Raw genomic sequence first — 26,689 nt, forward strand, 5'->3', positions numbered from 1 at the left:
CAAGTGAGTTCGACCTTCGTGAGTCGCGAATGTCGAACTCACTTGCCTGGCGGGGCGACTCACTTGCCTGGCGGGGCGACTCACTTGCCTGGCGGGGCGACTCACTTGCCTGGCGGGGCGACTCGCGGGTTAGTCGTCTTCTCTGCGGCCGGGGATGGCTGTCAGGAGGATGAAGAGGACTACGGCGCCCTGGGTTAGGAGCAGGACGCTGCGTAGGGCCGTGGGCTGCTCTATCCGGACCTCCGCTTCGCGGGTCGGGATCACGATGGCGACGAGGTGGCCCCAGGCCCGCACGATCGCGGCCTGCTTGCCGTCGACCGTCGCCTGCCAGCCCGGTTCCTCTTCGGCCGCCACCACCAGCAGCCTGCCCTGCGGACCATCGGAGACCCGCACCGCGACGCTGGGTGGCGCGGCGTCGACCGGGACCACGCCGCCCGCGTCGAGCCGGGTCGGGGGTTCGCCGCCGGTGACGGCCGCGCGGGCCAGTTCCGGTGAGAGCAGCGCGGCCGATCCCGCCGCCGGCTGCAGCCGGAGCACCGGCCGCCCGTCGGAGGTCTCCGGGGCGTCGGCGACGAGCTCACCCGCCAGCCTGCGCAGTTGCTCCCCCGCGACCCGGTCCGGCGGGACGACGAACAGCACACCGCCCGCGGCCGCGCGGACCACCGCGGACCGAACGGTCGGCGAGTCGGCGGCGCGCAGGTCCGCGTCGAGGTCGGCCAGCCGCAGCGGGGCGGCCGGGGTCGGCGCGTAGTCGTCGTCGCCGAAGCGCGGCGCGCGGGCGGCGATCTGGCGGACCGGACCGTCGGTGGCGCTGACCAGGACCGACCGCCGGGTATCGGCAAGTTCGTGGACGACGGTGTTCGGCAGCGCCATCCCGCCGCCCTCGCGCAGCGGACCTTCCCGGCCGGGGATCATCGCGTTGGCGACGAGGGCCGCGAGGATCAGCACGCCCACCACCGCCGCGGGCCGGGCGAGCGGACTGCGCGCGGCGGTCGGATCGGTTCGGCAGAGCCCGAGCATCGCCCACAGCAGTCCCCAGCCGACGATCAGCATCGGCGCGCCCGCCCAGCCGTGCGCGGGTTCGGTGGCGCCCAGCGGCGTGGCCGCGACGACCCGGACGAGCGCCACGGCGAGCACACCGAGCAGCGCGAAGGCCAGACCGGGCAGCGCACTGCGGTGCGGCCGGATCAGCAGACCGGCCAGGACCGCGAGGACGATCGCCCCGCCGACGTAGGGCCAGGCACCGGGTCCCCCCGCGTGGAGGGTGAGGAGCTCGGTCACCGACGCGGCCTGGTTCTCGATCAGCGTGCCGACGCCGTGCAGCACGACGGCGGGATGTTGGATCACCACGGCGGGCCACGGCAGCAGCAGCGCCAGCGGCATCAGCACCAGCAGGAACAGCGCCGCGCCGCGACGGGTTCCGTTGCCCGGCACCAGCACGAAGCCTGCGAGCGCGACGACCACGATCACCAGGTGCACCAGCGGCGCGAAGGCGCCGATCACGGCGATGCCCAGCGCCGTGCCCGCGGCGGTCGACAGCCAGGCCCGCCCGCCCGCGCTGGTGCGCCTGCGAACCAGCAGCGAGGCGATCCCGGAGACGACGAGCGGCAGCAGGACGTGCACGACGACGACGTCGAGCCTGCCCTGCGCGACGGCGGCCGTGGCGGGCGGGAGCAGCGCGTAGCCGAGCGCCAGGAGTGCGCGCACCCAGCGGCGCACCGGGGCCCGGCGGGTCGCGACGTAGGCGGCGAGACCGGCGAGCGGAAGGTCGGCGAGGAAGAGGAACGCGACGGCGGCGGGCGGCCCGCCGAGCGGCGCGAAGAGCGCACCCAGGGTGCCGACGACGGCCAGGGCGGCGGGAGCGGGTGCGGCGGTGCCGCCCGCGACGCCGTGCCAGGTGGCCACGTAGTCCGCCCACGTCTGGCCGAGGTCGCCGACCGGCAGCAGCCTGCCGCCCGCGAGGTCGTTGCCCCAGCGCGCCGAGTTGACCACGACGGCGAGCGCGATCAGGCCGAGCACGAGCAGCAGCGGTGGGGAGAGCGCGATCTGGCGCAGCACCGCGCCGCGGTTGACGTGCACGAGCATCAGGTCGCCCGCGGGCTCCGGGCCGCTGCCGTCGCGCGGCACCGGCGACGGCCGTGGCCGGGGACTCGGCCGGAGACCGCCCGGCACGTCGTCCGGGACGGCCACCGGCACCGCGATGGCGTCCGACGGCCTGCGCAGACCGGCCCGCTTGGGCCTGCCCAGCGCGCCCGCCGGGAGCCCGTCGGGGCCTAGCGGGATCCGGGGCGCCTGGCCTGCTTCCGGTGGGGTCCACACGACACCGGGGTCGGGCAGCCTGCCGAGCGCGGCGTCGGCGGCGACCCGCCTGCGGACCATCGTGGACAGCACGCCGCGCACGGCGTTGCGGAATCTGGTCAGCCTGCTGGTGAACAGCCCGCGGACGCTGCCGCGGCCCGCGGTGGCCGACCGCGCCGCGCGGGCCGCACGCAGCCGCGCGCCGCCGCCGAGGAGGTAGCCCACGGCGCGCAGTTCGGCCTGGCTCTCGGCGAGCCTGCGCTGCATCGCGAATCCGAGCGCGCGCAACAGGCACAGCGTGGCCAGCCTCGGCACGCCGATCAGGAACGACAGGGTCGAGCAGTTCACCAGGAAGGTACGCAGCCCGTGGGCGCGGTCGATCGCGCGCGGCGACGGGCCCACGACCGAGCGCGCGTCGACTCCGCGCAGGTCGCGGGCCGCGGCGCGGACATGCCGGATCCGGGCGGCCGGGACACAGAGGACGACTTGCCCCGCCCGGTTGACCCGCCAGCCGAAGTCGATGTCCTCGCGCATCATGGGGATGGCGCGGTCGAAACCGCCGAGCCGCTCCCAGACTTCGCGGCGGATCAGCATTCCGGCCGACGACACGGCGAGCACCTCGGTGCTCTGCTCGAACCGCCGACCGTCGTCGGCCGTCCGGCCCAGCGCGTTCCAGTCCACTTCGGACGGACCGATGCCGGTCTGCCGGTGGCCGGACGCATCCGTCGACAGGCCTGCCTCGATCACCAGACGCGGGTCCTGCCACTCGACGGCGAGCGGGCCGAGCACCCCCGCCGACGGCGACATCTCGGCGGCCAGCAGCAGCGTGGCGAGGCACTCCGGGTCGGGCGCGGAATCGTCGTGCAGCAACCAGATCCAGCCACCTGGGTCGCCCCAGCGCTGCACGGCGTGGTCGACCGCGGCGTGCACGGCGTCGCTGAAGCCGGTGTCGCGGTCAAGGGTGATGACGCCGTCGAGGATGCGATCCGCGCCTTGGGCCGCCGCGGCGAGCACGGTCGCCGTCTCGTCGCTGGAGCCGGTGTCGACCGCGATGATGTGCCGCGGTCTCGGCGTGGAATGGCGCAGCGCGGAAAGCGCCAGCCGCAGCCATTGCGCGCCGTCGTGACACACGAGCACGGCCAACACGGGTGCGGTGCGCAACACGGGGGCACCACGACTCAGCACCTGCCGCGACCGAGGAGGCACGACTGTGGACACCTCCCGTGGCATCGCGTGCGGACGAGCCGGTGGTCATGACGTTCGGCCACCGGTCACACACCGTACGATGCCACCGCGCGAAACCCGCGCAACCCAGCACAAATCGTTGCGCGTCCGGGTCAGGCACGCGGGGCGTGGATACCCGGGCGTCGAGACGCCCGGGTATCTACATCGCCTTTTTCAGACGCCTTCGCTCCCGTTCGGACAGACCGCCCCAGATGCCGAAGCGCTCATCATGTGCAAGGGCGTATTCGAGGCACTCGGATCGAACCTCACAGCCCAGGCAAATGCGCTTCGCCTCACGAGTCGATCCGCCCTTTTCGGGGAAGAACGCCTCCGGGTCGGTTTGCGCGCACAAGGCGCGCTCCTGCCACTCTTGTTCATCGGCCTCGTCGAAGAATCCGGCGAACACGTCCAGTTCCTCGGTCGGACGCTCGCCCCACTCCACGACGCGACCCCCGTCACTCAATCCCTGCATATCGCCCGCCTCCTCGCCTTCCGCACTCCCCGGCTGGCGGATGCCGTTACGCCGTCCCCCGGCGAATGACATCGATGTGATTACACCCGTGTCATGGCGGCGGGTCAAGCGGTGCCCCCAGGTGGGTGATGGGTTATGAGCAGCCTGTACCCGTTCGGGTACCGGCTGAAACTGTGCGCGTTCGCGGGGTGGCCAACACGCAACCGACGAACATTGCCACACTGGGTGTGTGCAGAGATCAGCGGTTCGCCCCTCGCCCATCTTCCTCGGCCTGATCGGTGTCACCATCGGTGGCGCTTTGCTCACCCTGGTGGAGAACCAGGCCGCCATCAACGCAGGCATCGTGCTGCTGGTCCTGGGCGGCTGGGTGGTCTCGCTGTGCCTGCACGAGTTCGGCCACGCGCTCGTCGCGTTCCGCGGCGGCGACCGCGAGGTCTATTTCAAGGGTTATCTCACACTCGATCCGCGCCGGTACACCGATCCGGTCCTGAGCCTGCTCATGCCGGTGCTGTTCCTGGCGATCGGCGGCATCCCGCTGCCCGGCGGCGCGGTCTGGATCAACCACCACGCGTTGCGCTCCAAGGCAGTGGAATCCACTGTCTCGCTGGCCGGACCGGCCGCGAACCTGATCGCCGGGATCCTGCTCGCGCTCTCCGTCGAGATCTTCGAACCCGCGCCGATGATGGCCGCGGGACTGTCGTTCCTGGCGCTGCTGCAGTTCGCGGCGTTCGTGCTGAACATGCTTCCGGTGCCCGGCCTGGACGGTTGGGGCGCGATCGAGCCGTTCCTGTCCTATGAGGCGCGCAGGTTCGGCGCGAAGGCCCGGCCGTGGGCGCCGCTGTTCCTGTTCGCCGCGCTGATCGGCATCCCGGGCGTCAGCCAGGCGTTCTGGGACGTGGTCAGCTCGCTGTACGCGGGTGTCGGCGGCAACGAACTTCTGGCCTATTACGGCCAGGACGCTTTCTTCTTCTGGCGCTGAACACTCCCGACCCCATCGGGGTCACCCGACCGTGCGAGGATCACTGACCGTGAAGGTTGCCGTAGTCGTCGGCGGAGTCGGCGGAGCCCGATTCCTGCTTGGCGTGAAGAAACTGCTCGGACTCGACCCGGTTGGGCCCGCCCCCGAGGGCTCCCCGCACGAGATCACCGCGGTGGTGAACACCGCGGACGACATCTGGCTGCACGGCCTGCGCGTCTGCCCGGACCTCGACACGTGCATGTACACCCTCGGCGGCGGCATCGACACCGAGCGCGGCTGGGGCCGGGTGGACGAGACCTGGGCGGTGAAGGCGGAACTCGCCGCCTACGGCGCCGACCCCGACTGGTTCGGCCTGGGCGACAAGGACATCGCCACCCACCTGGTGCGCACCCGGATGATGCGCGCGGGCTATGAGCTTTCCGACATCACCACGGCGCTGTGCGACCGCTGGAAGCCGGGAGTGCGGCTGCTGCCGATGACCGACGACCGGGTCGAGACCCATGTCGTCATCGACGAGCCGGGCACGGGCGAGCGCAAGGCGGTCCACTTCCAGGAGTGGTGGGTGCGCTACCACGCGGAGCCGAAGGCCCGGTCGATCGTGGCGGTCGGCGCCGACGAGGCCGCGCCCGGTCCGGGGGTGGTCGAGGCGATCAGCGAGGCCGACATCGTGCTTCTCGCGCCGTCGAACCCGGTGGTGAGCATCGGCAGCGTGCTGTCGGTGCCGGGGCTGCGCACGGCGCTGCGCAAGACCGAGGCCCCTGTGGTGGGGATCTCCCCGATCATCAACGACGCCCCGGTGCGCGGGATGGCCGACGCGTGCCTGAGCACGATCGGCCTCGACGTGTCGGCGGAGGCCGTCGGCAGGCACTACGGCTCGCGCGGGTGCTCCGACAACGGCATCCTCGACGGGTGGCTCGTGCACTCGGGCGACACCGCCGACGTGCCGGGCGTGCTGGTCCGCGCCGTGCCGCTGCTGATGTCCGATGTGGACGCCACGGCCGCGATGGCGCGCGCGGCGTTCGACCTCGGCGGAATCAGCACTGGAGAGTAGAGATGGACGGCATCGAACACGGCGCGCGCGGGTCGGTCGAGATCCTGCCGGTCCGGGGGCTGCCCGAGTTCCGGCCCGGCGACGACCTGACCGGGGCGATCGTCGCGGCGGCGCCGTGGCTGCGCTCGGGTGACATCGTGGTGGTCACCAGCAAGATCGTGTCCAAAGTAGAGGGTCAGCTGGTGTCGGTCCCGTCCGACCCGGAGGCCCGCGACGCGGTCCGGCGCAAGCTGGTGCTCGACGAGGCCGTGACCGTGGTCGCGCAGAAGTTCCGGTCGCTGATCACGCAGAACCGGCTGGGCATCGTGCAGGCGGCGTCGGGGATCGATTCGTCCAATGTGGCGGGCGACGAGCTGGCCCTGCTGCCCGCCGACCCGGACGCCTCGGCCCGCGCCCTGCGCGGCGGGCTCCGGGAGCGCCTCGGTGTCGAGGTGGCTGTGGTGATCACGGACACGATGGGCCGGGCGTGGCGGATCGGGCAGACCGACGCGGCGATCGGGTCGTCCGGGCTGCGTGTCCTGCACTCCTACGCGGGTCAGATCGACTCGCAGGGCAATGAGCTCTCGGTCACCCGGGTCGCGGTCGCCGACGAGGTCGCCGCGGCGGCCGACCTGGTGAAGGGCAAGCTCGGCGGCGTGCCGGTGGCGGTCGTGCGCGGCATGGAGATCGGCGACGAGACGTCCACCGCGCGGGACCTCCTGCGTCCGGTGGAAGAGGACCTGTTCCGACTGGGCACCGAGGAGTCCATCGCCCAGGGCAGGCGGGAAGCGGTGCTGCTGCGCCGTTCGCTGCGCGAGTTCTCCGGCGAACCGGTCGACCCGGAGGCGCTGCGCCGCGCGGTGGCCGCCGGGCTGACCGCGCCCGCGCCGCACCACACCAAGCCGGTGCGCTTCGTCCGGCTCGCCGAGCACCGCGACGCCCTGCTGGAGGCGATGCGCGAGGCGTGGAAGGCCGACCTGCGCGCCGACGGCAAGTCCGAGGAGTGGATCGAGCGCCGGGTCACCCGCGGCGAACTGCTCTTCGAGGCGACGGAGATCCTGCTGCCGTTCCTCGTGCGCGAGGGCGCCCACACCTACCCGGACCCGCGTCGGGCCGAGGCCGAGCGGACGATGTTCACAGTCGCGGGCGGCGCGGCCGTCCAGGGTGTGCTGGTCGCGCTGGCGGCGGAGGGCCTGGGCTCCTGCTGGGTGTCGTCCACCATCTTCTGCGCGGACGTCGTGCGTGAGGTGCTCGGCCTGCCCGCCGACTGGGAGCCCTTGGGCGCGGTCGCGGTGGGCCATCCGTTGACCGAGCTGACGCCGCGCGAGGTCCCGACCGACGAGGGCTGGGTCGAGAAGTGACCCTGCACGCGGACGCGGTCCGCACCATGACGGTGTGGAAACCGGCCGACCGCGGCCAGGAATCACTGCGCCAGGCGTACTTGGGTTTCCTGGCGGCCCGGCCGGACGCGTGTCAGCGCTCGTGCGAACCCGGCCACCTCACCGCGTCGGCGCTGCTGTTGGACCACACCGGCTCCAACGTCCTGCTGACGCTGCATCCCCGCGTGGGCCGGTGGCTGCAACTGGGCGGCCACTGCGAGCCGGGCGACGTGACCCTGGCGGGCGCGGCGCTGCGGGAAGCGACTGAGGAGTCCGGCATCGAGGGGCTGGAGATCGACCCGGTGCCGCTGCATGTGGACGTCCACCCGATCACCTGCTCACTGGGATTGCCGACCCGCCACTTCGACGTCCGCTTCGTCGTGCGGGCGCCCGTGGGGGCGGAAGCGGTGTGCAGTTCGGAGTCCCTGGACTTGCGCTGGTGGCCGATCGACGCACTGCCCGACGACCCGGATGGCAACGCCGGGATCGGGGAGATGCTGGCGGCGGTGCCGTCGTGATCACCATCGACCCGAACTCGGCGGTGCCGCCGTTCGAGCAGGTGCGGGGCGGGCTGGCGCAGCAGATCAACGACCACACGCTGGCGGTGGGGACGAAGCTGCCGACAGTGCGTCAGCTGGCCACGGATCTGGGGTTGGCGGCGAACACGGTGGCTCGCGCGTACCGGGAGCTTGAGGAAGCGGGCCTGGTCGAAACCCGCGGCCGCGCGGGCACTTTCGTCGGCGCTGCGGGTGATCGAACGCTGGAACGCGCCCGCAAAGCCGCCGACACCTACGCGGAAGCCATGCACAAACTCGGTTTGGACCACGACACCGCGCTCTCGATCGCCGAAGCCGCCCTGACCGCGCGTGGTTGAGGACCTGCCCCGAACTCCTCCTATTTCTCTCCCGCCATGCGGAAGGCGCCCTCCTGAAGGCGCACGAGCAGCCGCTCGGTCCATTGGACGCGCTCTTCGGCGGTGTGCAGCCACAACCCGATGACCTCGCCGACCGGGCCCCAGGTGTCCAGGTCGGCGTCAGGCGGGAGCTGCCCGGTGATGCTCGCCTGCCACTGCCGCATCGCCTGGACGCGTTGCCGCAGCAGGTCCATCGCCTCGGCGCGGGGTAGGTCGTCGATCAGGCCGACCGCGGCGGCGAGCAGGTCCAGCCGGGGATCATGGCTGGTAAGTGCCTTGCGGAGCAGGGTGAAATAGGCCTGCTCCCCCTTCACGGTGATCTCGTACTCCATCCGCGGCGGTCCGCCCGCTTCGCTGGGGACGGTCTCGTGGACGACAAACAGATCTTGTCCCGCCATGGCTTTGAGGGCGTGGTAGACCGAGCCCGAGGTGGCCGTGGCCCACTCGTGCGCGCCCCACGACTCGAGATCGGCCCGGACCTGGTAGCCGTGGGCGCGGCCGCGCCGCCGGACCGCGCCCAGCACCAGCAGTCGAACTGTCGACACGCGCTCAGCCCGGCGTGTTCGTGCTGAGCCACCACAGCGTCCCGAACGGGTCGATGACGCCGCCCATCCGGTTGCCGTCGCCCTGATCCATGACTTCCATGGCAGGCGTGGCTCCCGCGTCGACCGCCCGCGCGAAGGCTGCTTCGGGGTCCGCCATGGCGGCCCACAACTGGACGTGCACCGGTTCCGCCGGCGAACTCTGGCAGCGCATGCCCCCTTCGCCGGAGTCGGCGAAGAACACCACCCCGGTCCCGATCCGCGCCTGCGCGTGCATCATCCGCTCGGGATCTTCGGGCAGCGGGATCACGTTGGACACCTCGGCCTCGAACGCGCGCTCGAGGAATTCCTTATAGGCCTTCGCATTGTCGACCATCACGTACGGCGTAACTGACACGACGATCTCCCCACTGACCAAATTTGGCTACTGAACCAAGGTAGCACCACGGCAGGCATGTAGCCAAATTTGGCCAGTGAGGGGTGATCAGAAGCGGCGGTAGTCGCGCGGGGAAAACCGTGGTGCGAAACGGGGTTTGCCCAGGCCGGCGGCGAGCACGTACAAAGCCGCCCGGTGGCGCTGGGGTTCGTAGACCGCCAGCTCCTCAAGCATCTGATCATCGGTGATCCGCCGCCCCAGCAAGGCGTGCCCGATCAGGTTCGACAGGTGGTAGTCCCCGACGCTCAGTGCGTCTGGGTCGCCCCAAGCGCGTTGGGCTACCTCGGCCGCCGTCCAGACGCCGATCCCCGGCACCTTGCACAACAACTCCCGGCCCGCGGCGCCGCCCAACTCAACCGCGCGTTCCAAGCGGCCTGCCACCTGGGCGGCGGCGAGGACCGTTCGGCGGCGGGCGCCATCCAGGCCGGCCTTGTGCCACTCCCAGTCCTCGATCCCCATGACCGCCTGGGGCGTTGGCGGGGCGAACAAACCTGACGGCGCGGGTGTCCCGAAGCGTCGGGCCAGGTCGCGCCAGGTGCGGTGGGCCTCGGTGCCGGTGACCTTCTGCTCGATGATCGCCGCGAGCAGGACGTCCCACACGCGGCCGGTGGCGCCGAGCCGCATGCCCGGTCGCCTGCGCCGGACCTCCGCCACCAGGGGGTGGTGCGCGACGAAGTCCGAGTCGTCGTCCGAAGCTCCCAGCAGGGCGGGGAGGCCGTCGAGCAGCAGGTCGGCGCCTGGGCCCCAGGCCGACGCGTGGACCTCGCCCGCGATGCGCAGCCGCAGGGTGCCGACCCCCTCGGGGGTGTTCGCGGCGAGCCACAGGCCGTCGGCGTCCTCGCGGAAAGCCGGGTCGTGCGGGCCCCGCCGCAGTGGCCGTAAAGCGCCCGCGACGTCGTGCGGACCGTCGGGCACCCAGTGCCTGGTCCGCTCGGTTCCGGTCGGGATCGCGGTCATCACGACGACCGTACCGGCCGGTTGGCTAGAGTTGGCCCACCACTCACGCCGGGGACAAGGACACAGCTCACGTGACGCCACCCGAACTGCACATCGTCGTGCCCGCCGGTGGAAGCGGCACCCGCCTGTGGCCGCTCTCCCGCGCGGGGAACCCGAAGTTCCTGCACGCGCTGACCGGCACCGACCGGTCGCTGCTGCAGGCGACCTTCGACCGGCTGGCCCCGCTGTCCTCACCGGAGCATCTGCTGGTGGTCACCGGCACCGCGCACGCCGCCGGGGTGGCCCGCCAACTGCCGGACCTGCCGGAACGCAACATCCTGGTCGAGCCGCTCGCCCGCGACTCGTGCGCGGCGATCGCGCTGGCCGCCGCCGTGATCGAGAAGCGGTCCCCCGGCGCGGTGATGGCGTCGTTCGCCGCCGACCACCTGATCACCGACGGCGATGAGTTCGCCCACACCGTGGGCCGGGCCGTCGACGGCGCCCGCGACGGGCTGCTGATGACCATCGGCATCACCCCGACCCGCCCGGAGACCGGCTACGGCTACCTGCGGTGCAGCGAGCCCGCGCAGCGCTCGGTCATCCAGAAGGTGTTGGAATTCAAGGAAAAGCCCGCCAAGGACGTGGCGACCCGCTACGTCGACTCGGGCAGCTACCTGTGGAACGCGAGCATGTTCGTCTGGCGCACCGACGTGTTCCTGGCCGAACTCGCCGCGCGCCGCCCGGATGTGGCCAAGCCCATCCTCGCCATCGCCGCCGCCTGGGACACCCCGGAGCAGGAGGCGGTCGTCGCGGAGCTGTGGCCGACCGTGCCCAAGGTCGCCGTCGAGTACGCGGTGATGGAACCGGCCGCCGCCGACGGCCTGGTCGCCACCGTCCCCGGCGACTTCGGCTGGAGCGACATCGGCGACTTCGAGACCCTCGGTGACCTGCTCGGCACCGACGTCGGCGACGGCGGCAGGCTGTTCGTCACCGCGGGCGGCAAGGCGAACGTCGTGGTGGTCGACGGCGACGGTGTCATCGTGGTCCCGTCGCACCGGCTGGTCGCGACGCTCGGGGTCAACGACCTCATCATCGTCGACACCGACGACGCGGTGCTGGTCTGCAGGCGCGACCGGGCACAGGACATCAAGCGGCTGACCGAGATCCTGCGCGACCGGGGCGATCTCGACTACATCTGATGCCGTGGAACGATGACGCGGCGCGACTGGCGGGATACTCTGACCAGAGCACATCGAGCGACGCAGGAGAGGCCACCGTATGGACCCCCGTGAGCGCGCCGACGCCATCCTGGCCCGTGCTCGCGCACGCGGCTCCTACGTCGTCACCCCCGAGAGCGCCATCTCGCCGATGGACGCCTCCGCCACCCTGCAGATCCCCCGGGCTGTGGTGAACGCGCTCGATGAGGACCCGGACGTGACCATGGTCTTCCCGGTCACCCGGGCGCGCGAGGAACTTCCCGCGATCGCCCAGGAAGCCGCCACCACGTCGGTGGCGTCGCCGGGCAGGCCCACGGAGCGGCTGCCCGTGCAGCAGCCCAGGCCCCAGCAGGCGCCGCAGCAGCCGCAGGCACCGGAGCAAGTGGACGGTTTGGTGCCGACCATGAAGCCGCGCCCGCACCCGGACCGGCCCACGCTGGGCCAGCGGCTCGACGGCTAGAGCGCCCACCACCACCCAACACGTGGGCAGAACCCACCGAACACATGGCGCAGAGCCCACCCCACACAAGGCTCACGACACAAGGCGCACAACCCACCCGGCCAGACGCCGCCCGCGCGCGGTCGACCGCGATGCCGTCGGGGAACCCGTCTTCCGCGAGGCTCGCGATCTGCGAGCGGCCCTCGATGCTGCACCGCAAGTGCACAACTCACCCACCGCAAGGCGCACAACCCACCCCACGCAAGGCCCACAACCCACCCCAACACAAGGCGCAGAGCCCACCCAACGCAAGGGGCCCAACAGAACGGCCTGTTTGGGTGGTTCGCCTTGATTCGGGGGAAATGGGCCTAAACTCGCGGTGCGGGTGAGGTTCCTTCGCCTCGCCTTTTAACCCGCACAGGCCCATTTCGAGGGGTCCCCGAATCAAGGCGAACCACCCAAACAGGCACCACCCAACGCCAGCCCGCCACCACCCCAGCCATGCCAAGGCACCAGCCAACGCGGCCACAGCCATGCCAAAGCGCCAGCCGACGCGGCCACAGCCGCGAGCAGCGCCTAGCGGGTTTCCAGCTTCAGACGCAGAGCCAACCCAGCCTTGATCACAGCCCTAACCGGCGCCCACAGCGCCCCCTGATGCCGATCAGCAATAAACCGATAAGCACTCTCATGGTGCGCGGCCAACATCTTCGAAGACGCCTTCGCCGTAGACACCCCCTGAACATGCATCACCTTCGCCGAAGGCACATACACGTTCTGCCACCCCGCCCGGCCAAGCCGCTCGCCGAGGTCCACGTCCTCGAAGTACATGAAGTACCGGGAATCGAACCCGTCCACCGAGTCGAACGCCTCCCGCCGGATCAGGAAGCAGGAGCCCGAAAGCCAGCCCGCGACCCGTTCCCGCACATCGGAAGCGGACTGCTTGTACGCGCGAGTCCACGGGTTGCCGGGCCACACCTTCCCCAGCACCCCATGCCCGATCCCCTTGCCCAGCGACGGAACCTCGCGGGCCGACGGATAGACCGCGCCCGACGGTTCGGTGATCAGCGGCCCGAAAGCGCCGCCGCGCGGCCACCGGTCCGCCGCGGCGATCAGCTCGTCGAGGGACCCCGGCTCCCATTCCACATCCGGGTTCGAGATCACCACCCAGCCGTAGCTGGAGTCGAGCGCCGCAACACCGCGGTTCGCGCCGCCGCCGTAGCCCAGGTTGCCGCCGGTGCGCACCAGTTCGACGTTCGCGCGGGCCTCCGCGGCGGCCTCAGGGGCGCCGTCCGTCGAGCCGTTGTCGGCCAGGATCACGTGGACCGGCCGGGTGGTGGCCTTCTCGAGCGTGTCGAGGAACCGGTCCATGGTCTCGCCGGGCGAGTAGGTCACGGTCACGACGGCGATCTCGGCACCGTAGGTTTCGGTCACGACCAGACATTCTCCACGCCAACCCGGCCGCGACTCATCGACCCCTGCGGTGGAGGTGGTGGGCCCGCCCGTAGACCTCGCGGTGTCGTTCGGCGCTCAGGCCCCAGGAGAACTCCTTCGCCCGGCGCTGCGCCGCCGCCGACAGCGCGGCGCGGCGGCCCGGGTCGTCGAGGAGGTCGCTGATGGTGGCGGCGATGTCGCCCGCGCCGACACCGCAGTAGGCGACCGCGTCGCCGCCGACCTCGGGCAGCGACAGCCGCCGGGTCGTCAGGACGCACGCGCCCGCGGCCATGGCCTCCAGCACCGGCAGCCCGAAACCCTCGCCCAGACTCGGATACGCGACCAGCGCGGCGCCGCCGAGGAAGCCGGACAGGTGCTCGAACGGCAGGTAGCCCGCCCGGATGACCCGCAGCCGGTGCGGCGCGGCGTCGAGGGCGCGTTCGATCTGGTGGTCCCAGCCGGGCTGCCCTGCCAGCACCAGAGCGGGTGGGTCGGCCCGGCCCGCGCAGGCGGCGGCGAAGCCACGGATGAGGGCCGGGACGTTCTTGCGGGGTTCGAGCGCGCCGAGGAACGCCACGTAGGTCTGATCGCCCAGGCCGATGGCGGCGCGAGCGGCTTTGACCTCGGCCGGTGACGGCGGATGGAAGCGGTCGGTGTCCACGCCGTGCTGGATGACGTCGAGCGAGCGCGGGTCGGCGCGCACGACCCTGGTCAGCTCGGCCGCGGTGGCCTCGCTCGGCACGACACAGCGCGACGCCCGCACGAGGGCGGTCTTGGTCCAGGCGCGGAAGAAGCGGGCCTTGATCGAGTGGTGCAGGCCCGCGTCGGTGAAGAACGTCGCGTCGTGCAGCGTCACCACCGACGCCACCGGGTTGGCCAGCGGAATCGTGTAGTGCGGCGAGTGCAGGACGTCGACGCCGAGTCTTCGCACCAGCCGGGGCAGCGTGGTCTGCTCCCAGGCCAGCCGGGCCGTGCGGGTGGTGACCGACTCGGAGGTCGGCACGATGCGCGCGCTGGGCGCCAGCTCGCCGTACAGCCTGCTGTCGCGCGGCTGGCAGACGACACTGAGGGCGGCGCCATCGGAGGCCAGGGCCGCGACCAGCGAGTCGACGTAGCGTCCCACCCCACCGCGGTCCGCGGGCACCGCGGTCGCGTCGATAAGCACGGTGGGGTCGGACACGGCGATCAGCGTACGACGTGCGATTGCCGCAGATTTACCGAATGGATTAACTCGCGCCACCGAGCAGACTCCGGTGCAGCCGCCACAGCGACTCGGCCGCCCTCTTCCAGGTGAATTCCGCCGCCCGCGCGCGGCCCCGCTCCACCATCGTGGCGGCCAGATCCGGGGAGTCCAGCACCGTTCGCAAGGCGTCGGCGAGCGCGGCCGGGTCGTCGCGTTTCACCTGCGTTCCCGCACCGCCCGCGACTTCGACGAGGGCGGGCGCGTCGGAGTGCACGACGGGCACGCCCGCCGCCATGGCCTCCAGCACGGGGAGCCCGAATCCCTCGGCCCGGCTGGGCGCGGCGAGCACCGTCGCGCCGTGCAGGGTGGCGGCGAGTTCCTCGTCACTGAGCCTGCCGAGCACCCGAAGACGCTCGGGGGGCAACCCGTGCCGCGCGGCGAGGGCGGCAAGGTTGACCTCGCCCCAGCCCGCAGGACCGGCCACGACCAGCGGCACCCCCGGCACCGCCGCCATCGCCTCGACGAGCACGTCGAGCCCCTTGCGCGGCTCGACGGTCCCCACGGCGAGGACGTACGTGCTGGGAAGACCGAGTTCCACCGCAGGCGGGTCGCTGAGCACCGAGGACACCCCGTGGCCGACGACGTGGACCGGCGCGGGTCCCGGGGCGTGCAGGGCGAGGTCGTCGGCGACAGCCTGGGTGGGCACCACGATCGCGTCGGCGGAGCTGGCGGCGCGCCGGATGACCTTGCGGTGCCAGGCCGCGCCCCGGCTGGTCAGCGTCTCCGGATGGGTGAACGGCACGGTGTCGTGCACGGTGACGACGAGCCGCCTGCCGCGCCGGGCGGGCGGGGCGAGCGGGGTCGGCGCGTGCACGATGTCGCCGCCGGGCCACAGCGGCAGCCCGTGCTCCCAGGCGAGGGTCAGCGCGCGCCGGGGCAGCGCGAGGGCGCTCGGCCCGGCGACGCCGTCGACCATGGCCGGGGCGAGGTCGCCGTGGCGGGCGGTGACGCCGCGGACGGTCCAGCCCGCCGGCGCTGTCCGGGCCAGCGCGGCGGCCAGCTCCCGGGTGTAGCGGCCGGTGCCGCCCGGGACCGGCGCCAGCAGTTGCTCGGTGAGGACGACCAGCTCAGGCACGCGGCCAGAATCGCACGGCCCGCCGCGACCGGTAGCGTCGCGGCCGTGAACGCCCGCACGACGGTCGTCGTGGTCACCTGGCGTGGCCGCGCCCACCTCACCGCCTGCCTCGACGCCCTGGCCGCGCAGACCCGGCCGCACCGGACGCTGGTGGTCGACAACGCCTCCGACGACGGCACCGCCGACGTGCTCGCCCGGCACCCGAGCAAGCCGGAGATCCGCAGGCTGCCGGTCAACGTGGGCTATGCGGGCGCGCTGGCGGCCGTCGAGCCGGAGACCGAGTTCGTGGCGTGGCTCAACGACGACGCCGCCCCCCGCCCCGACTGGCTGGCCCGCATGGAGGACGCCCTCGACGCCGACCAGGGCGTCGCCGCCGCGAGCGCCCGCCTGCTCAGCCCCACCGGCGAGGTCCAGTCGGTCGGCGTCCGGCTGACCGCGGACGGGCACGGCGCCGACGCCGTCACCGGCCCGGTCTTCGGCTTCTGCGGCGGCGCCGCCCTGCTGCGCACGGCCGCGCTGACCGCCGTGGGCGGGGTTCCCGGCGACTTCTTCTGCTACTACGAGGACACCGACACCTCGTGGCGGCTGCGGCTGGCGGGCTGGTCGATCGTGCCGGTCGAGGCCGACGTCACCCATCTGCATGGCGCGAGCACCGCGCCCGGGTCGGCCCAGTTCCACCTGTGGAACGAGCGCAACCGTTTGCTCACCCTGCTGCGCTGCGCCCCGCTGGGCGTCGCGCTCACCCAGCTGGCCCGGTTCGCCCTGCTCACCGCGGTGCTCCCGACCAGGCGAAACGTGGGGCCGGAGCACAACTTCCGGGTGGGTCTGCGGCTGCGCGTGCTGGCCCAGGTGGCGGCCCGGCTGCCGCGCACGGTCATCGCCCGCTACAAGATCGACACCGACCGCGCCACCCGATCGCGGGTCTGGCGACACCAGTTCGCCAGTCGGGCGACATGAAGGCACCCCGATAAGGCACCCTGTCCCCAGGAGCAACCAGGGAGGAGGCAGCGTGGCGGAGGGGGCCTTGCCCATACTGTCGGTCGTACTCGTCAATTACCGAGGAGTCGACGACACCCTGACCTGCCTGCGGTCGCTGAAGTCGGACCTCGACTACCCGGCCGACCGCCTGCAGATCATCTGCGTGGACAACGCCTCGAGGGACGGCAGCGCCGAGAAGATCCGGGCGGTCGACGGCGTCGAGCTGGTCGAGGCACCGGACAACCTCGGCTTCGCGGGCGGCTGCAACCTCGGCGTGAAACACGCCAAGGGCTCCGTCCTGGCCTTCCTGAACAACGACGCCCGGCCCGATCCGCAGTGGGCCCGCGCGGCCGTGCGGGTGCTCACCGAGCAGCCCGACGTCGCCGCCGTGGCCAGCAAGGTCCTCGACTGGGACGGCGCGAACATCGACTTCGTCGACGCGGGCCTCACCTGGTTCGGCATGGGCTACAAGCGCCACGCGGGCACCCCGGACGACGGCAGCCACGACGACCCGCGTGACGTCCTGTTCGCCACCGGCTCGGCGATGTTCGTCCGCGCGGGCGTATACCGCGAGCTCGGCGGGTTCGACGAGAGCTTCTTCATGTTCTACGAGGACGTCGACCTCGGCTGGCGGCTGAACCTGCGCGGCTGGCGGGTGCGCTACGAGCCCGCGTCGCTGGCCTACCACCGCCACCACGCCTCGATGTCCGAAGTGGATACCAAGGACCAGTCCCGCGAGCTGTACCTGCTGGAGCGCAACGCGTTGGCGGCGCTCTACAAGAACCTCTCCGACGCCACGCTGGCCAAGGCGCTGCCCGGCGCGCTCGCGCTGTCGGTGCGCCGGGCGACCGCGCGCGGCGAGATCGACCCGACCCAGCTGGAGATCACCCGTCGCGGTGAGGGTGACGGCTCGCCGACAGTCCCGATCGCCCGCACAGCGCTCGCGGGGATGCTCGCCATCGACCAGTTCGTCGAGATGCTGCCCGCGCTGGCCGCGTCCCGCGCGGTCGAGCAGGCGGCCCGAGTGCGTTCGGACGCGGACCTGGTTCCGTTGATGCGCAAGGCGATGGAGCCCGCCTACCCGCTGCCGCGCTACCTCGCCGCGCATGAGGCGATCGTCGAGGCGTTCGGGCTGGAGCAGGCGTTCGGCGCGCGCAGGCGAATCCTGGTGATCACCGGCGACGCCGTGTCGGAACGGATGGCCGGTCCGGCGATCCGCGCGTGGAACATGGCCGACGTGCTGTCGGCCGAGCACGAGGTCCGGCTGGTCACGGTCAACCCGGTGTGCGCCCCGCCGCCCGCGTCATTCCCGGTGGTGCAGTCGAAGCGACGCGACCTGGAGTCGCACGTGGCCTGGGCGGACGTGGTGATCCTGCAGGGCCACGCGCTGGAACTGGTGCCCTCGCTGAAGAAGGCCGACTCCAGCAAGATCGTCATCTGCGATGTCTACGACCCGATGCACCTGGAACTGTTGGAACAGGGCAAAGACGAGATCGCCGAGCAGCGCGAACTCGACCTCGTCGGCGTCACGAAGGTGATGAACAACCAGCTCGACCGCGGCGACTTCTTCATCTGCGCCTCCGAGCGGCAGCGACACTTCTGGCTGGGCCACCTGCTCTCACTGGGCAGGCTCACCCCCGCGCTCTACGACAACGACCCGACGCTGCGCTCGCTGCTCGACGTCGTCCCGTTCGGACTGTCCGGCAAACCGCCGCAGCAGAGCCGCGCGCCGATGAAGGGCGCGATCCCGGGGATCGCCGACAGCGACAAGGTCGTGCTGTGGGCGGGCGGGGTCTACAGCTGGTTCGACCCGCTGACCCTGGTCAGCGCCATCGGCGTGCTCGCCCGGCGGCGCCCGGAGGTGCGGCTGATGTTCCTGGGCATGAAGCACCCCAATCCCGAGGTGCCGGAGATGGACATCGGCGCCCGGGTGCGCGCGCTGTCCGGGCAGCTCGACCTGACCGGCAGGCACGTCTTCTTCAACGAGACCTGGGTGCCCTACGAGCAGCGGCAGGACTGGCTGCTCGACGCCGACTGCGGTGTCACCACGCACTTCGAGCACGTCGAGACCACGTTCGCGTTCCGCACCCGGGTGCTCGACTACCTGTGGGCGGGCCTGCCGATCGTCACCACCGACGGCGACTCGTTCGCCGACCTGGTGCGCCAGGAGAAGCTGGGCGTGGTGGTCCCCGCCGAGGACACCGACGCGCTGGCCGACGCCCTGGAGCGGGTGCTCTACGACGCCGAGTTCGCCGCCGCCTGCCAGGAGCGCATCGCCGCCGTGCGCGAGCGGTTCACCTGGGAGAACGTGCTGGCCCCGCTGACCGCGTTCTGCCGGAACCCGCGGCCGGCCACGGACCGCCTGCCCGGCTCGGAACCACTGGTGCGCAAGCCCGCATTGGGCGCGGCGGGCACGGTTCGCCGCGATTTGGCGCTGGTCCGCGAGTACCTCGACGGCGGCGGCGCGACCGAGTTGGCCCGTCGGGCCGCGGGCCGGGTCCGCCGGGTCGCCCGTCAGCGCATGGCCGGACGCGGGGGGCAGGGAGATCACAGAGATGGCTGACAGACCGATTCGGGTCCTCATCGACGGCACCCCGCTGCTCGGCTCCCGCACCGGCATCGGCCGCTACACCGCCGCGCTGGCCGAGGAACTGGCGTCCTCACCCGACGTGGACATGCGCGCGGTGGCATTCACCCTGCGCGGCTGGCGCAAGCTGCGCCACGTCCTGCCCCACGGCTCCCAGGCCCGCGGGATGCCCGTACCCGCTCGCCTGCTGCGCAAAGCGTGGCTGCGCGGCTCCTTCCCGCCGGTCGAGCTGTTCGCCGGACTCACCGATGTGGTGCACGGCACCAATTTCGTGCTGCCCGCGGCGTTCCGGGCGGCGGGTGTGCTGACCATCCACGACCTGGCATTCCTGGACTACCCCGGCGACCTGCCACCGAGCGACGCCGAACTCCCGGAGCTGGTGCGGCTCTCGGCGAAGCGGGCGCATGTCATCTGCACCCCGACGAAGGCCGTCGCCGAACGCGTCGTCGAACGCCTGGGCGTCTCGGACTCGAAGGTCCGGGTCACCCCACTGGGCGTCGACCCGCAGTGGTTCGCCGCCCGCCCGCCGAATGAGTCGCTGGTGGAGCGGGTGGGCTTGCCTTCGGAGTACCTGCTGTTCGTCGGTGCGGCCGGGCCGCGAAAGGCGTTGAGCTGGTTGCTTGACGCCCACGCGGCCACACCGTCACTGCCGCCCCTGGTGTTGGCGGGCCCTGGTCACACTGTCGGCTCGGAACGGGTCATCTCCACCGGCTACTTGTCCGAAGTGGACCTTCGCGGTGTGGTGGCCGGTGCGAGCGCGCTTGTGCTGCCGTCGCGGGATGAGGGTTTCGGGTTGCCGGTACTGGAGGCGATGGCCTGCGACGTACCGGTGGTGTGCTCCGATGTCCCGGCGCTGCGCGAGGTCTCTGGCGGCCACGCCACCCTGGTTCCCTTTGGGGACAAGGAGGCGATGGCCGTCGCCCTCACCGCCGCACTCGAGAATCCGCCCTCGCCCGCGGTCATGTCCGCCCGGCGGACCCACGCGGCCGCACACACCTGGCGGCGCTGCGCCGAGCTGACGATCGCGGCCTACCAGTCCACTTAGGACTCGGTGCGCCAGATCCGGTCGACAGCAATGCTCGCCAACCGCCAGTCTCCGTCACGGCGAGCGGTGAAGCGGTAGATCCCGCCCATCTCCAGCACGACCCGAGCGGCCGAGTCGACGAAGGTCCCCAGCAGGTTGGCCCGCACAGCGGCGCGGTCTCCGTCGAGATCGACCACCACGTTGGTGATCAAGTGCTGGATACGGTGGTACTCGCCATGGTTCCTGGTCGCCTGTTCGATCACCGCGTCCCGACCCTGCGCCACGCCACCCGGCGTCGCCGCCGTGATGCTCCCTTGCGACAATTCGTTGGTATCACCAACGTTGGTATCGCCAACGTTAGTGAGTGGTCGCGGCAGCCGTCAAGCGTTTACCGTGTGCGGCATGGACACTCGCTCGGCACCGGGCAGGCTGCGTTCGCTGACGAGCTGGCTGATCAACCAGAACGCCGTCACCGCGCGCAACCTCGTCGCCGCCCACCTGGCGGGCGCCGCGACCCGCCGCTACCACTACTCGATGCTGGCCGCGCTCGACGAGTTCGGGCCCGCGAGCCAGGCGGACCTGGGCAGGCGGTGCGGGCTGGACCGCAGCGACGTCACGGCGTGTGTCACCGACCTCGCGGAGCGGGAGTGGATCGAACGCGCGCCGGATCCGCTCGACAAGCGGCGCAACATCGTGCGGCTCACCAAAGCGGGCCTCAAGCACCTGCGCGCCCTTGACCGGGTGGTCGCGGACGCGCAGGACGAGCTACTGGAGCCGCTCTCGGCCGCCGAACGCGCGCAGCTCAACGAGCTGCTGACCCGCGTCGCCGACCATCACGCCGCTACTGCTTGAACGCCGCCGAGTCCTCCCGGAACGCCCGGGCCAGGGACTCGCGCCACGGCGGCATCGGGGTGAGCCCGGCCGCCTCCCACGACTTGGCCGACAGCACGGAGTACGCGGGCCGCTTGGCCGGTGTCGGGTATTCCGCGGTCGTGATCGGCTGGACCCGGGCCGGGTCGGCGCCCAGTTCCTCGAAGACCGCGCGGGCGAAGCCGCACCAGGTGACCGTGCCCGCACCCGTGCAGTGCAGCACCCGACCCGCGGGCGCGTTCCCGGCGGCGATCTTGTCCGCCAGCTCGACGAGCCCACGCGCCAGGTCACCGGTCCACGTGGGCGAACCCACCTGGTCATCCACAACGGACAGCGTGTCGCGCTGGCCTTCCAACCGGACCATGGTCTTCACGAAGTTGTTGCCGTGCGCGCCATACACCCACGACGTGCGGACCACCCAGGCCCGCGCGCCGGACGCGAGGACCGCGTCCTCGCCCGCCAGCTTGGTGATCCCGTACACCGACTGCGGCCGGGTCGGACTGTCCACTTCGTACGGTTCCGTGCCGTCACCGTCGAAGACGTAGTCGGTGGACACGTGAATCATCGGCACCCCGCGTGACGTGCAGGCGGCGGCGAGCACCCGGGGGCCGTCGGCGTTGACCGCGACCGCCCGCGCGTGGTCGCTTTCGGCCTTGTCGACCGCGGTGTACGCGGCCGCGTTGACCACGACCGGCTTGCGCCCTTCCGCGCGGGCCCGGTCGGCCAGTTCGGCGACCGCCCGGATGACCGCACCGGTGCTGGTGACGTCGAGCGTCGCCGAGCCGGGGGCGCTCACGAACACGGAATCGCTTGCCAGCGCGGCGATCTCGGCGCCGAGCTGCCCGGTGCCACCGGGTACGAGCAGTTCCAGAGCCACGCTCAGCCTCCGGCCTTCAGCGGTTCCCACCAGCCGCGGTTCTCCGAGTACCACCGCACGGTCGCGGCCAGGCCCTCGGCGAACGGAACCCGCGGCCGGTAGCCGAGTTCCTCGGTGATCTTGGTGATGTCGACCGAGTAGCGCCGGTCGTGGGCCTTGCGGTCGATCACCGGCTGCACGAACGAGTCGTCGGCGCCGGTCGCCTCCAGCAGCAGGGCGGTCAGTTCCCGGTTGGTCAGTTCGGTGCCGCCGCCGATGTTGTAGATCTCGCCCGCCCGGCCGCGGTCGGCGACGAGCTGGATGCCGTGGCAGTGGTCGTCGACGTGCAGCCAGTCGCGCACGTTGAGGCCGTCGCCGTAGAGCGGGATCTTCTTGCCGTCCAGCAGGTTCGTGGTGAACAGCGGGATGACCTTCTCGGGGAACTGGTACGGCCCGTAGTTGTTGGAACACCGGGTGATGCACACCGGCAGCCCGTGGGTGCGGAAGTACGAGCGGGCCAGCAGGTCCGAGGACGCCTTCGACGCCGAGTACGGCGAATTCGGCTCCAGCGGGTGGGTCTCGGGCCAGGAGCCCTCGTCGATCGACCCGTACACCTCGTCGGTGGACACGTGGATGAACCGGCCGACCTCGGCCTCCAGCGCGGCCTGCAGCAGCGTCTGGGTGCCCAGCACGTTGGTGCGGACGAACTCCGCGGACCCGGCGATCGAACGGTCGACATGGGACTCGGCGGCGAAGTGGACGACCAGGTCCACTCCGGCCATCGTCTCGGCGACCAGGTCGCCGTCGCAGATGTCGCCCTGGACGAAGCGCAGCCGGTCACTGTCGGCGACGGGGGCGAGGTTCTCCCGGTTGCCCGCGTAGGTCAGCTTGTCGAGGACCACGACCTCGGCGTCGGCCAGCGTCGGATAGGCCCCGGACAACGCTTGCCGCACGTAATGCGACCCGATGAATCCGGCACCACCCGTGACCAGCACCCGCATGTCGCTCCCCATCTCTCCGTCGCCCTATCGGTGCCGAGTCTGTCATGAGAATCGGCATGAGCGCCCACTCGTGCGGGTAATCGACGCGAGGGCCAAGAGCCATCCGGGTGGCCTCTGGGTAATCTGAGGATGGACGGGATGGTTTGGGGAGGGCAGCTCGTGACCGAGCGTGCGCAAGGGGGCGTGGAGACCGTGGACAACGCTGCGGCGCCCACGGAGTCCCACGACGCCCAAGCCCCGGGCCCCTGGTTATGGTTCGGCACGATTCTCGGCCGGACCCTCGCGCTGCTGACCTCGATGGCCGTCCTGGCCGCGATGGGGTACGGCTGGTGGACCTTCGGCGACGTCGACGACAACACCGTCACCACCGATGTGATCGCCGAGAAGGTCGGCAACCAGCCCACACCGCTCGACGGCGCCATCGACATGCTGCTGGTCGGTATGGACAGCCGCACCGACGCCTACGGCAACCCGCTGCCGAAGGAAGTCCTGCAGCTCCTCAACGGCGGCAAGGTCGACGGTGAGCGCAACACCGACACGATGATCCTGGTGCACATCCCGGTCGACGGCAGGCGCGCGATCGCGTTCTCCTTCCCGCGCGACTCCTGGGTCGACGTCGGCGAGGGGTTCGGCAAGCACAAGCTCAACTCCGCGTTCGTCTACGCCTACACCGACGCCCGCAAGACGCTGAGCGAGCAGGGTGTCACCGACCCGAAGGAAATCGAGACCAAGGCGACCGTCATCGGCCGCAAGAACCTCATCTCCACGATCGAGCGGCTGGTCGGCAACGCGGTCACCATCGACAAGTACGCCGAGGTCAACCTGGCGAGCTTCTACGAGGTCACCAAGGCCATCGGCGGCGTCGAGGTGTGCCTGAACAACGCGGTCAGCGAGCCCAAGTCGGGGGCCAACTTCGCCGCGGGCCGCCAGGTCATCTCCGGCAAGGAGGCGCTGTCGTTCGTGCGGCAGCGCTACGAGCTGCCCAACGGCGACCTCGACCGGATCGTGCGCCAACAGGTCTTCCTCGCCGCCCTGGCCGACAAGGTGCTGTCGGCGGACATGCTCACCAACCCGTCGCGGGCCCGCGACCTCATCGGCGCGGTGCAGCGTTCGGTGGTGCTGTCGAAGAACTGGAACCTGTCCCAGTTCGCCTCGCAGATGCAGGGCCTCAGCGGCGGCAACATCGAGTTCCACACGATCCCCAACGACGGCCCGGCCAAGATCGGCGGCGCGGACGTCATCAAGGTCGACCCGGCGAAGGTGCACGAGTTCGTCGAGCGGCGCACCGGCGGCCCGACCCGGCCGACCTCGGGCAGGCCGACCGCCACCACCACCCCGACCAGCACCGACCCGTTCCCGGAGAGCACGTCGGCGGCGCCGTCGTCGACCAACGGCGTCATCGTCGACGTGCGCAACGGGTCGAAGACCAAGGGCCTGGCGTCCGACGTGCTCGACGAGCTGGCCGAGCGCGGCTTCGGCCGCGGCCAGGTCGGCGACAGCCCGGAGCAGATCGGCTCGGTCATCCGCTACCCGACCGGTGAACTCGCCACGGCCAAGAGCGTCGCGGCCGTGCTGGCGGGCCCGTTCGTGTTCGAGGAGGACCGGACGCTGGGCGCGCACCACGTGCGGATCGTGCTCGGCACCAGCTACCAGGTCGGCGACTCGCTGCGGCACTCGCCGATGCTGCGGCTGCAGCCCCCGACGACGACCGGATCGTCAAGCCCGTCAAGCACCTCCTCGACCGCGCCGCCACCGAGAATCGAGGCGGGCGGCCTCAACTGCGTGAATTAGGGGTCATCACGCTACGTGTCCATCTAGGCTGTGACCAGGCGCAGGGATGGTCGATGGGGGACACAAAGTGACGGAGCGGACGCGGCGACGGCCGTGGCTGGTGCTCGGCCGGATCCTGCTGGCCCTGGTGTCGACCGCGGCGCTGGTGGCCACCGGGCTCGTGTGGTCCCGGGTCGACGCGCTGCAGGAGAGCGTCAACACAACCGACGCGATCGCGGCCGCCGCGGCCGGGCCCGACGCCCCCTCGGCCGACGACGGCGCGAACGACATCCTGGTCGTCGGCAACGACACCCGGACCGACCTCAAGGGTCGTCCGCTGTCCGCGCGGATCCTGCGCGAGTTGCGCACCGAGGCGACCGACACGATCAACACCGACACCCTGATCCTGCTGCGGCTGCCGCGCAACGGCGGCAAGAGCTTCGCCATCTCGATCCCGCGCGACACCTACGTGAAGGTCCCGGACTACCGCGAAGAGAAGATCAACGGCGCGTACGGGGTCATCAAGGCCCGGCACGCGCAGCGGATGGTCGACGGCGGCGAGGGCGACCGGGAGAAGATCGAACGCGAGTCCGACAACGCGGGCCGCACTGCGCTGGTGCAGACCGTGCAGGGCCTCACCGGCGTGCGCGTCGACCACTACGTCGAAGTGACCCTCTACGGGTTCTACCTGCTCACCGAGGCCATCGACGGTGTCGACGTCTGCCTGAACCGCTCGACGAGCGACCCGGACTCCGGCGCGAACTTTCGCAAGGGCCCGCAGACCGTGCGCGGCGGCGACGCCGTGGCGTTCGTCCGCCAGCGCAAGGGCCTGCCGCGCGGCGACCTCGACCGGATCGTGCGCCAGCAGACGTTCCTGGCCTCGGCGATGAACAAGGTGCTCAGCGGCGGCACGCTCGGCGACCCGGGCAAGCTGACCGCGCTGGAGGGCGCGGTGGCCAAGACCGTGGTCATGGACCCGGGCCTGCACTTCCTCGACCTGGTGAACCAGGCGCAGGCGCTGGCGTCGGGCGCGGTGGAGTTCGTGACGATCCCGGTGACCGGTGTGGGCGCGCGCAACGACCGCGGGCAGAGCATCATCACCGTCGACCTCGCCGCCGTGCACGCCTACATCAGCGGCCTGGCCACGGCCAACCCGCCGCCCGCCCCCGCGCAGCCGTCGACCGTCGGTGAGAACCTTGGCGGGGGTCGCCTGCTCGACTTCGGCGCACCCGCACCGCGGCGCACCGCGCTCGCGGCGCCGAACTGCATCGACTGACCGGAGACGTTCCTGTGAGCCTGACCGACCTCCTGCTGCGCCCGCTGCGCGCCGCCTCGGCGAAGCCGCTGATCACCCACTACGACGACGCCGTGGGCAGCCGGGTCGAGCTGTCGGTGGCGACGGTGACGAACTGGGCGGCGAAGACGGCGAACTGGCTGGTCGAGGAGCACGATGTCGAGCCGGGCACACCGGTGTCGGTGCGGCTGCCCGCGCACTGGCAGACCGCGGGCATCCTGCTGGGCGCGTGGTGGTGCGGCGCGCACATCACCGACGAGGACCCGGTGGTCACCTTCGTGGCGCCCGGCGAGACGGGGGCGGGTGTGGTCGCGGCGGTGTCGCTGGACCCCATGGGGCGCGACCTCGGCGGGTCGACCGACGGGGTGACCGACTTCGTCGGTGAGGCCCGGATGTTCGGCGACGACTACTTCGGGTCCACTGTGGAGGGCTCGACGCCCGCGCTGATGGGGTCCACTGTGGACGAGGTGCTGGCGACGGCGCGGCGGATCGGCGCCGAATACGGTGCCGGGGCCCGGATTCTGTGCACGCGGGAATGGGCGATGCCCGATGGCCTGCTCGCGGCGCTGGTCGCGCCGCTGGCGGTGGGCGGCTCGGTCGTCCAGGTCAGCAACGCCGACCCGGCCCGACTCGACGCCCACCGCGCAGCGGAGCGAACCACCGTCGACCTGGTCGCCTGACACACCCCTCGCATG

25 protein-coding genes are annotated in these 26,689 nt (G+C 71.5%); 14 read left to right on the plus strand and 11 right to left on the minus strand.

What is annotated here, in order from left to right; translation table 11 throughout:
- Positions 1-129: 129 nt before the first annotated feature.
- On the minus strand, positions 130-3,462 hold the full coding sequence (locus C8E96_RS03530) for a glycosyltransferase family 2 protein (protein WP_228770168.1): 3,333 nt from the start codon (positions 3,460-3,462) through the stop codon (positions 130-132).
- A gap of 220 nt (positions 3,463-3,682) precedes the next feature.
- The gene (locus C8E96_RS03535; RefSeq protein WP_091381571.1) at positions 3,683-3,994 is read right to left on the minus strand and encodes a WhiB family transcriptional regulator; all 312 of its coding nucleotides are present in this window, start codon (positions 3,992-3,994) and stop codon (positions 3,683-3,685) included.
- 229 nt (positions 3,995-4,223) lie between these two features.
- On the opposite strand from C8E96_RS03535, the gene C8E96_RS03540 reads away from it, so the two are divergent.
- The 5 genes from C8E96_RS03540 to C8E96_RS03560 are packed head-to-tail and all read left to right on the plus strand — an operon-like array spanning position 4,224 to position 8,256.
- Positions 4,224-4,973, plus strand: a complete 750-nt coding sequence (locus C8E96_RS03540) for a site-2 protease family protein (RefSeq protein WP_091381570.1) — start codon at positions 4,224-4,226, stop codon at positions 4,971-4,973.
- A gap of 49 nt (positions 4,974-5,022) precedes the next feature.
- Positions 5,023-6,024 carry a 2-phospho-L-lactate transferase gene (gene cofD / locus C8E96_RS03545; protein ID WP_091381568.1) on the plus strand — a complete coding sequence of 334 codons (1,002 nt, stop codon included), beginning with the start codon at positions 5,023-5,025 and terminating at the stop codon, positions 6,022-6,024.
- A gap of 2 nt (positions 6,025-6,026) precedes the next feature.
- Positions 6,027-7,364 carry a coenzyme F420-0:L-glutamate ligase gene (locus tag C8E96_RS03550; RefSeq protein ID WP_091381566.1) on the plus strand — a complete coding sequence of 446 codons (1,338 nt, stop codon included), beginning with the start codon at positions 6,027-6,029 and terminating at the stop codon, positions 7,362-7,364.
- Positions 7,361-7,900: an NUDIX hydrolase gene (locus C8E96_RS03555; protein ID WP_091381564.1), complete on the plus strand. Its 540-nt coding sequence runs from the start codon at positions 7,361-7,363 to the stop codon at positions 7,898-7,900. Before C8E96_RS03550 ends, C8E96_RS03555 begins: the two co-directional genes overlap by 4 nt.
- Positions 7,897-8,256, plus strand: coding sequence for a GntR family transcriptional regulator (locus tag C8E96_RS03560; protein WP_091381562.1), 360 nt, complete (start codon positions 7,897-7,899; stop codon positions 8,254-8,256). Before C8E96_RS03555 ends, C8E96_RS03560 begins: the two co-directional genes overlap by 4 nt.
- Before the next feature lie 20 nt (positions 8,257-8,276).
- On the opposite strand, the gene C8E96_RS03565 is transcribed toward C8E96_RS03560, so the two are convergent.
- The 3 genes from C8E96_RS03565 to C8E96_RS03575 all read right to left on the minus strand — a co-directional run bounded on the left by C8E96_RS03565 (position 8,277) and on the right by C8E96_RS03575 (position 10,230).
- Entirely contained in the window at positions 8,277-8,840 is a 564-nt protein-coding gene (locus C8E96_RS03565) for a PadR family transcriptional regulator (protein WP_091381560.1), read from the minus strand.
- Between the two features lie 4 nt (positions 8,841-8,844).
- The gene (locus C8E96_RS03570) at positions 8,845-9,234 is read right to left on the minus strand and encodes a VOC family protein (RefSeq protein WP_228770167.1); all 390 of its coding nucleotides are present in this window, start codon (positions 9,232-9,234) and stop codon (positions 8,845-8,847) included.
- 87 nt (positions 9,235-9,321) lie between these two features.
- Entirely contained in the window at positions 9,322-10,230 is a 909-nt protein-coding gene (locus tag C8E96_RS03575) for a DNA-3-methyladenine glycosylase family protein (protein WP_133794147.1), read from the minus strand.
- A gap of 71 nt (positions 10,231-10,301) precedes the next feature.
- Between C8E96_RS03575 and C8E96_RS03580 the strand changes: the two genes are divergently transcribed.
- Complete coding sequence (locus C8E96_RS03580) at positions 10,302-11,408, plus strand: mannose-1-phosphate guanylyltransferase (protein ID WP_091381557.1); 1,107 nt, start codon at positions 10,302-10,304, stop codon at positions 11,406-11,408.
- A gap of 79 nt (positions 11,409-11,487) precedes the next feature.
- Positions 11,488-11,886: a hypothetical protein gene (locus C8E96_RS03585; protein WP_091381555.1), complete on the plus strand. Its 399-nt coding sequence runs from the start codon at positions 11,488-11,490 to the stop codon at positions 11,884-11,886.
- Positions 11,887-12,441: 555 nt separating this feature from the next.
- On the opposite strand, the gene C8E96_RS03590 is transcribed toward C8E96_RS03585, so the two are convergent.
- The 3 genes from C8E96_RS03590 to C8E96_RS33680 all read right to left on the minus strand — a co-directional run bounded on the left by C8E96_RS03590 (position 12,442) and on the right by C8E96_RS33680 (position 15,614).
- Entirely contained in the window at positions 12,442-13,296 is an 855-nt protein-coding gene (locus tag C8E96_RS03590) for a glycosyltransferase family 2 protein (RefSeq protein WP_407642599.1), read from the minus strand.
- 34 nt (positions 13,297-13,330) lie between these two features.
- Positions 13,331-14,461: a glycosyltransferase family 4 protein gene (locus C8E96_RS03595; RefSeq protein ID WP_091382001.1), complete on the minus strand. Its 1,131-nt coding sequence runs from the start codon at positions 14,459-14,461 to the stop codon at positions 13,331-13,333.
- Between the two features lie 61 nt (positions 14,462-14,522).
- Positions 14,523-15,614, minus strand: coding sequence for a glycosyltransferase family 4 protein (locus C8E96_RS33680; protein WP_091381550.1), 1,092 nt, complete (start codon positions 15,612-15,614; stop codon positions 14,523-14,525).
- Positions 15,615-15,659: 45 nt separating this feature from the next.
- Between C8E96_RS33680 and C8E96_RS33685 the strand changes: the two genes are divergently transcribed.
- From C8E96_RS33685 to C8E96_RS03615, 3 genes are read left to right on the plus strand one after another with little or no spacing between them, the layout of a single operon-like run.
- Entirely contained in the window at positions 15,660-16,571 is a 912-nt protein-coding gene (locus C8E96_RS33685; RefSeq protein ID WP_091381548.1) for a glycosyltransferase family 2 protein, read from the plus strand.
- A 52-nt stretch (positions 16,572-16,623) separates the two neighbouring features.
- Positions 16,624-19,155, plus strand: a complete 2,532-nt coding sequence (locus C8E96_RS03610; protein WP_091381545.1) for a glycosyltransferase — start codon at positions 16,624-16,626, stop codon at positions 19,153-19,155.
- Positions 19,148-20,224 carry a glycosyltransferase family 4 protein gene (locus C8E96_RS03615; RefSeq protein ID WP_091381544.1) on the plus strand — a complete coding sequence of 359 codons (1,077 nt, stop codon included), beginning with the start codon at positions 19,148-19,150 and terminating at the stop codon, positions 20,222-20,224. The genes C8E96_RS03610 and C8E96_RS03615 overlap by 8 nt, the downstream gene beginning before the upstream one ends.
- Here C8E96_RS03615 and C8E96_RS03620 read toward each other — a convergent pair.
- Positions 20,221-20,487 carry a nuclear transport factor 2 family protein gene (locus C8E96_RS03620; protein WP_166657864.1) on the minus strand — a complete coding sequence of 89 codons (267 nt, stop codon included), beginning with the start codon at positions 20,485-20,487 and terminating at the stop codon, positions 20,221-20,223. The two genes, C8E96_RS03615 and C8E96_RS03620, sit on opposite strands and share 4 nt — an antisense overlap.
- A 118-nt stretch (positions 20,488-20,605) precedes the next feature.
- On the opposite strand from C8E96_RS03620, the gene C8E96_RS03625 reads away from it, so the two are divergent.
- On the plus strand, positions 20,606-21,055 hold the full coding sequence (locus tag C8E96_RS03625) for a MarR family winged helix-turn-helix transcriptional regulator (protein WP_091381540.1): 450 nt from the start codon (positions 20,606-20,608) through the stop codon (positions 21,053-21,055).
- Here the strand turns inward: C8E96_RS03625 and rfbD are convergent.
- Together rfbD and rfbB are read right to left on the minus strand one after the other, a co-directional pair.
- Positions 21,045-21,950 (minus strand): dTDP-4-dehydrorhamnose reductase, encoded by a 906-nt coding sequence (rfbD, locus tag C8E96_RS03630; RefSeq protein WP_176926818.1) that lies wholly within the window; start codon positions 21,948-21,950, stop codon positions 21,045-21,047. The two genes, C8E96_RS03625 and rfbD, sit on opposite strands and share 11 nt — an antisense overlap.
- A 2-nt stretch (positions 21,951-21,952) precedes the next feature.
- Complete coding sequence (rfbB, locus tag C8E96_RS03635) at positions 21,953-22,930, minus strand: dTDP-glucose 4,6-dehydratase (RefSeq protein WP_091381538.1); 978 nt, start codon at positions 22,928-22,930, stop codon at positions 21,953-21,955.
- 159 nt (positions 22,931-23,089) lie between these two features.
- Between rfbB and C8E96_RS03640 the strand changes: the two genes are divergently transcribed.
- The 3 genes from C8E96_RS03640 (at position 23,090) to C8E96_RS03650 (ending at position 26,674) form a co-directional block, all read left to right on the plus strand.
- Positions 23,090-24,721 (plus strand): LCP family protein, encoded by a 1,632-nt coding sequence (locus C8E96_RS03640; RefSeq protein WP_228770166.1) that lies wholly within the window; start codon positions 23,090-23,092, stop codon positions 24,719-24,721.
- A 67-nt stretch (positions 24,722-24,788) separates the two neighbouring features.
- A complete protein-coding gene (locus C8E96_RS03645) occupies positions 24,789-25,976 on the plus strand; it encodes an LCP family protein (protein ID WP_228770165.1) in 1,188 nt (395 codons plus the stop codon).
- 14 nt (positions 25,977-25,990) lie between these two features.
- Positions 25,991-26,674 carry a TIGR03089 family protein gene (locus tag C8E96_RS03650; protein WP_091381533.1) on the plus strand — a complete coding sequence of 228 codons (684 nt, stop codon included), beginning with the start codon at positions 25,991-25,993 and terminating at the stop codon, positions 26,672-26,674.
- Positions 26,675-26,689 lie beyond the last annotated feature (15 nt).

Source organism: Actinokineospora alba, from assembly GCF_004362515.1.
Taxonomy (GTDB): domain Bacteria; phylum Actinomycetota; class Actinomycetes; order Mycobacteriales; family Pseudonocardiaceae; genus Actinokineospora; species Actinokineospora alba.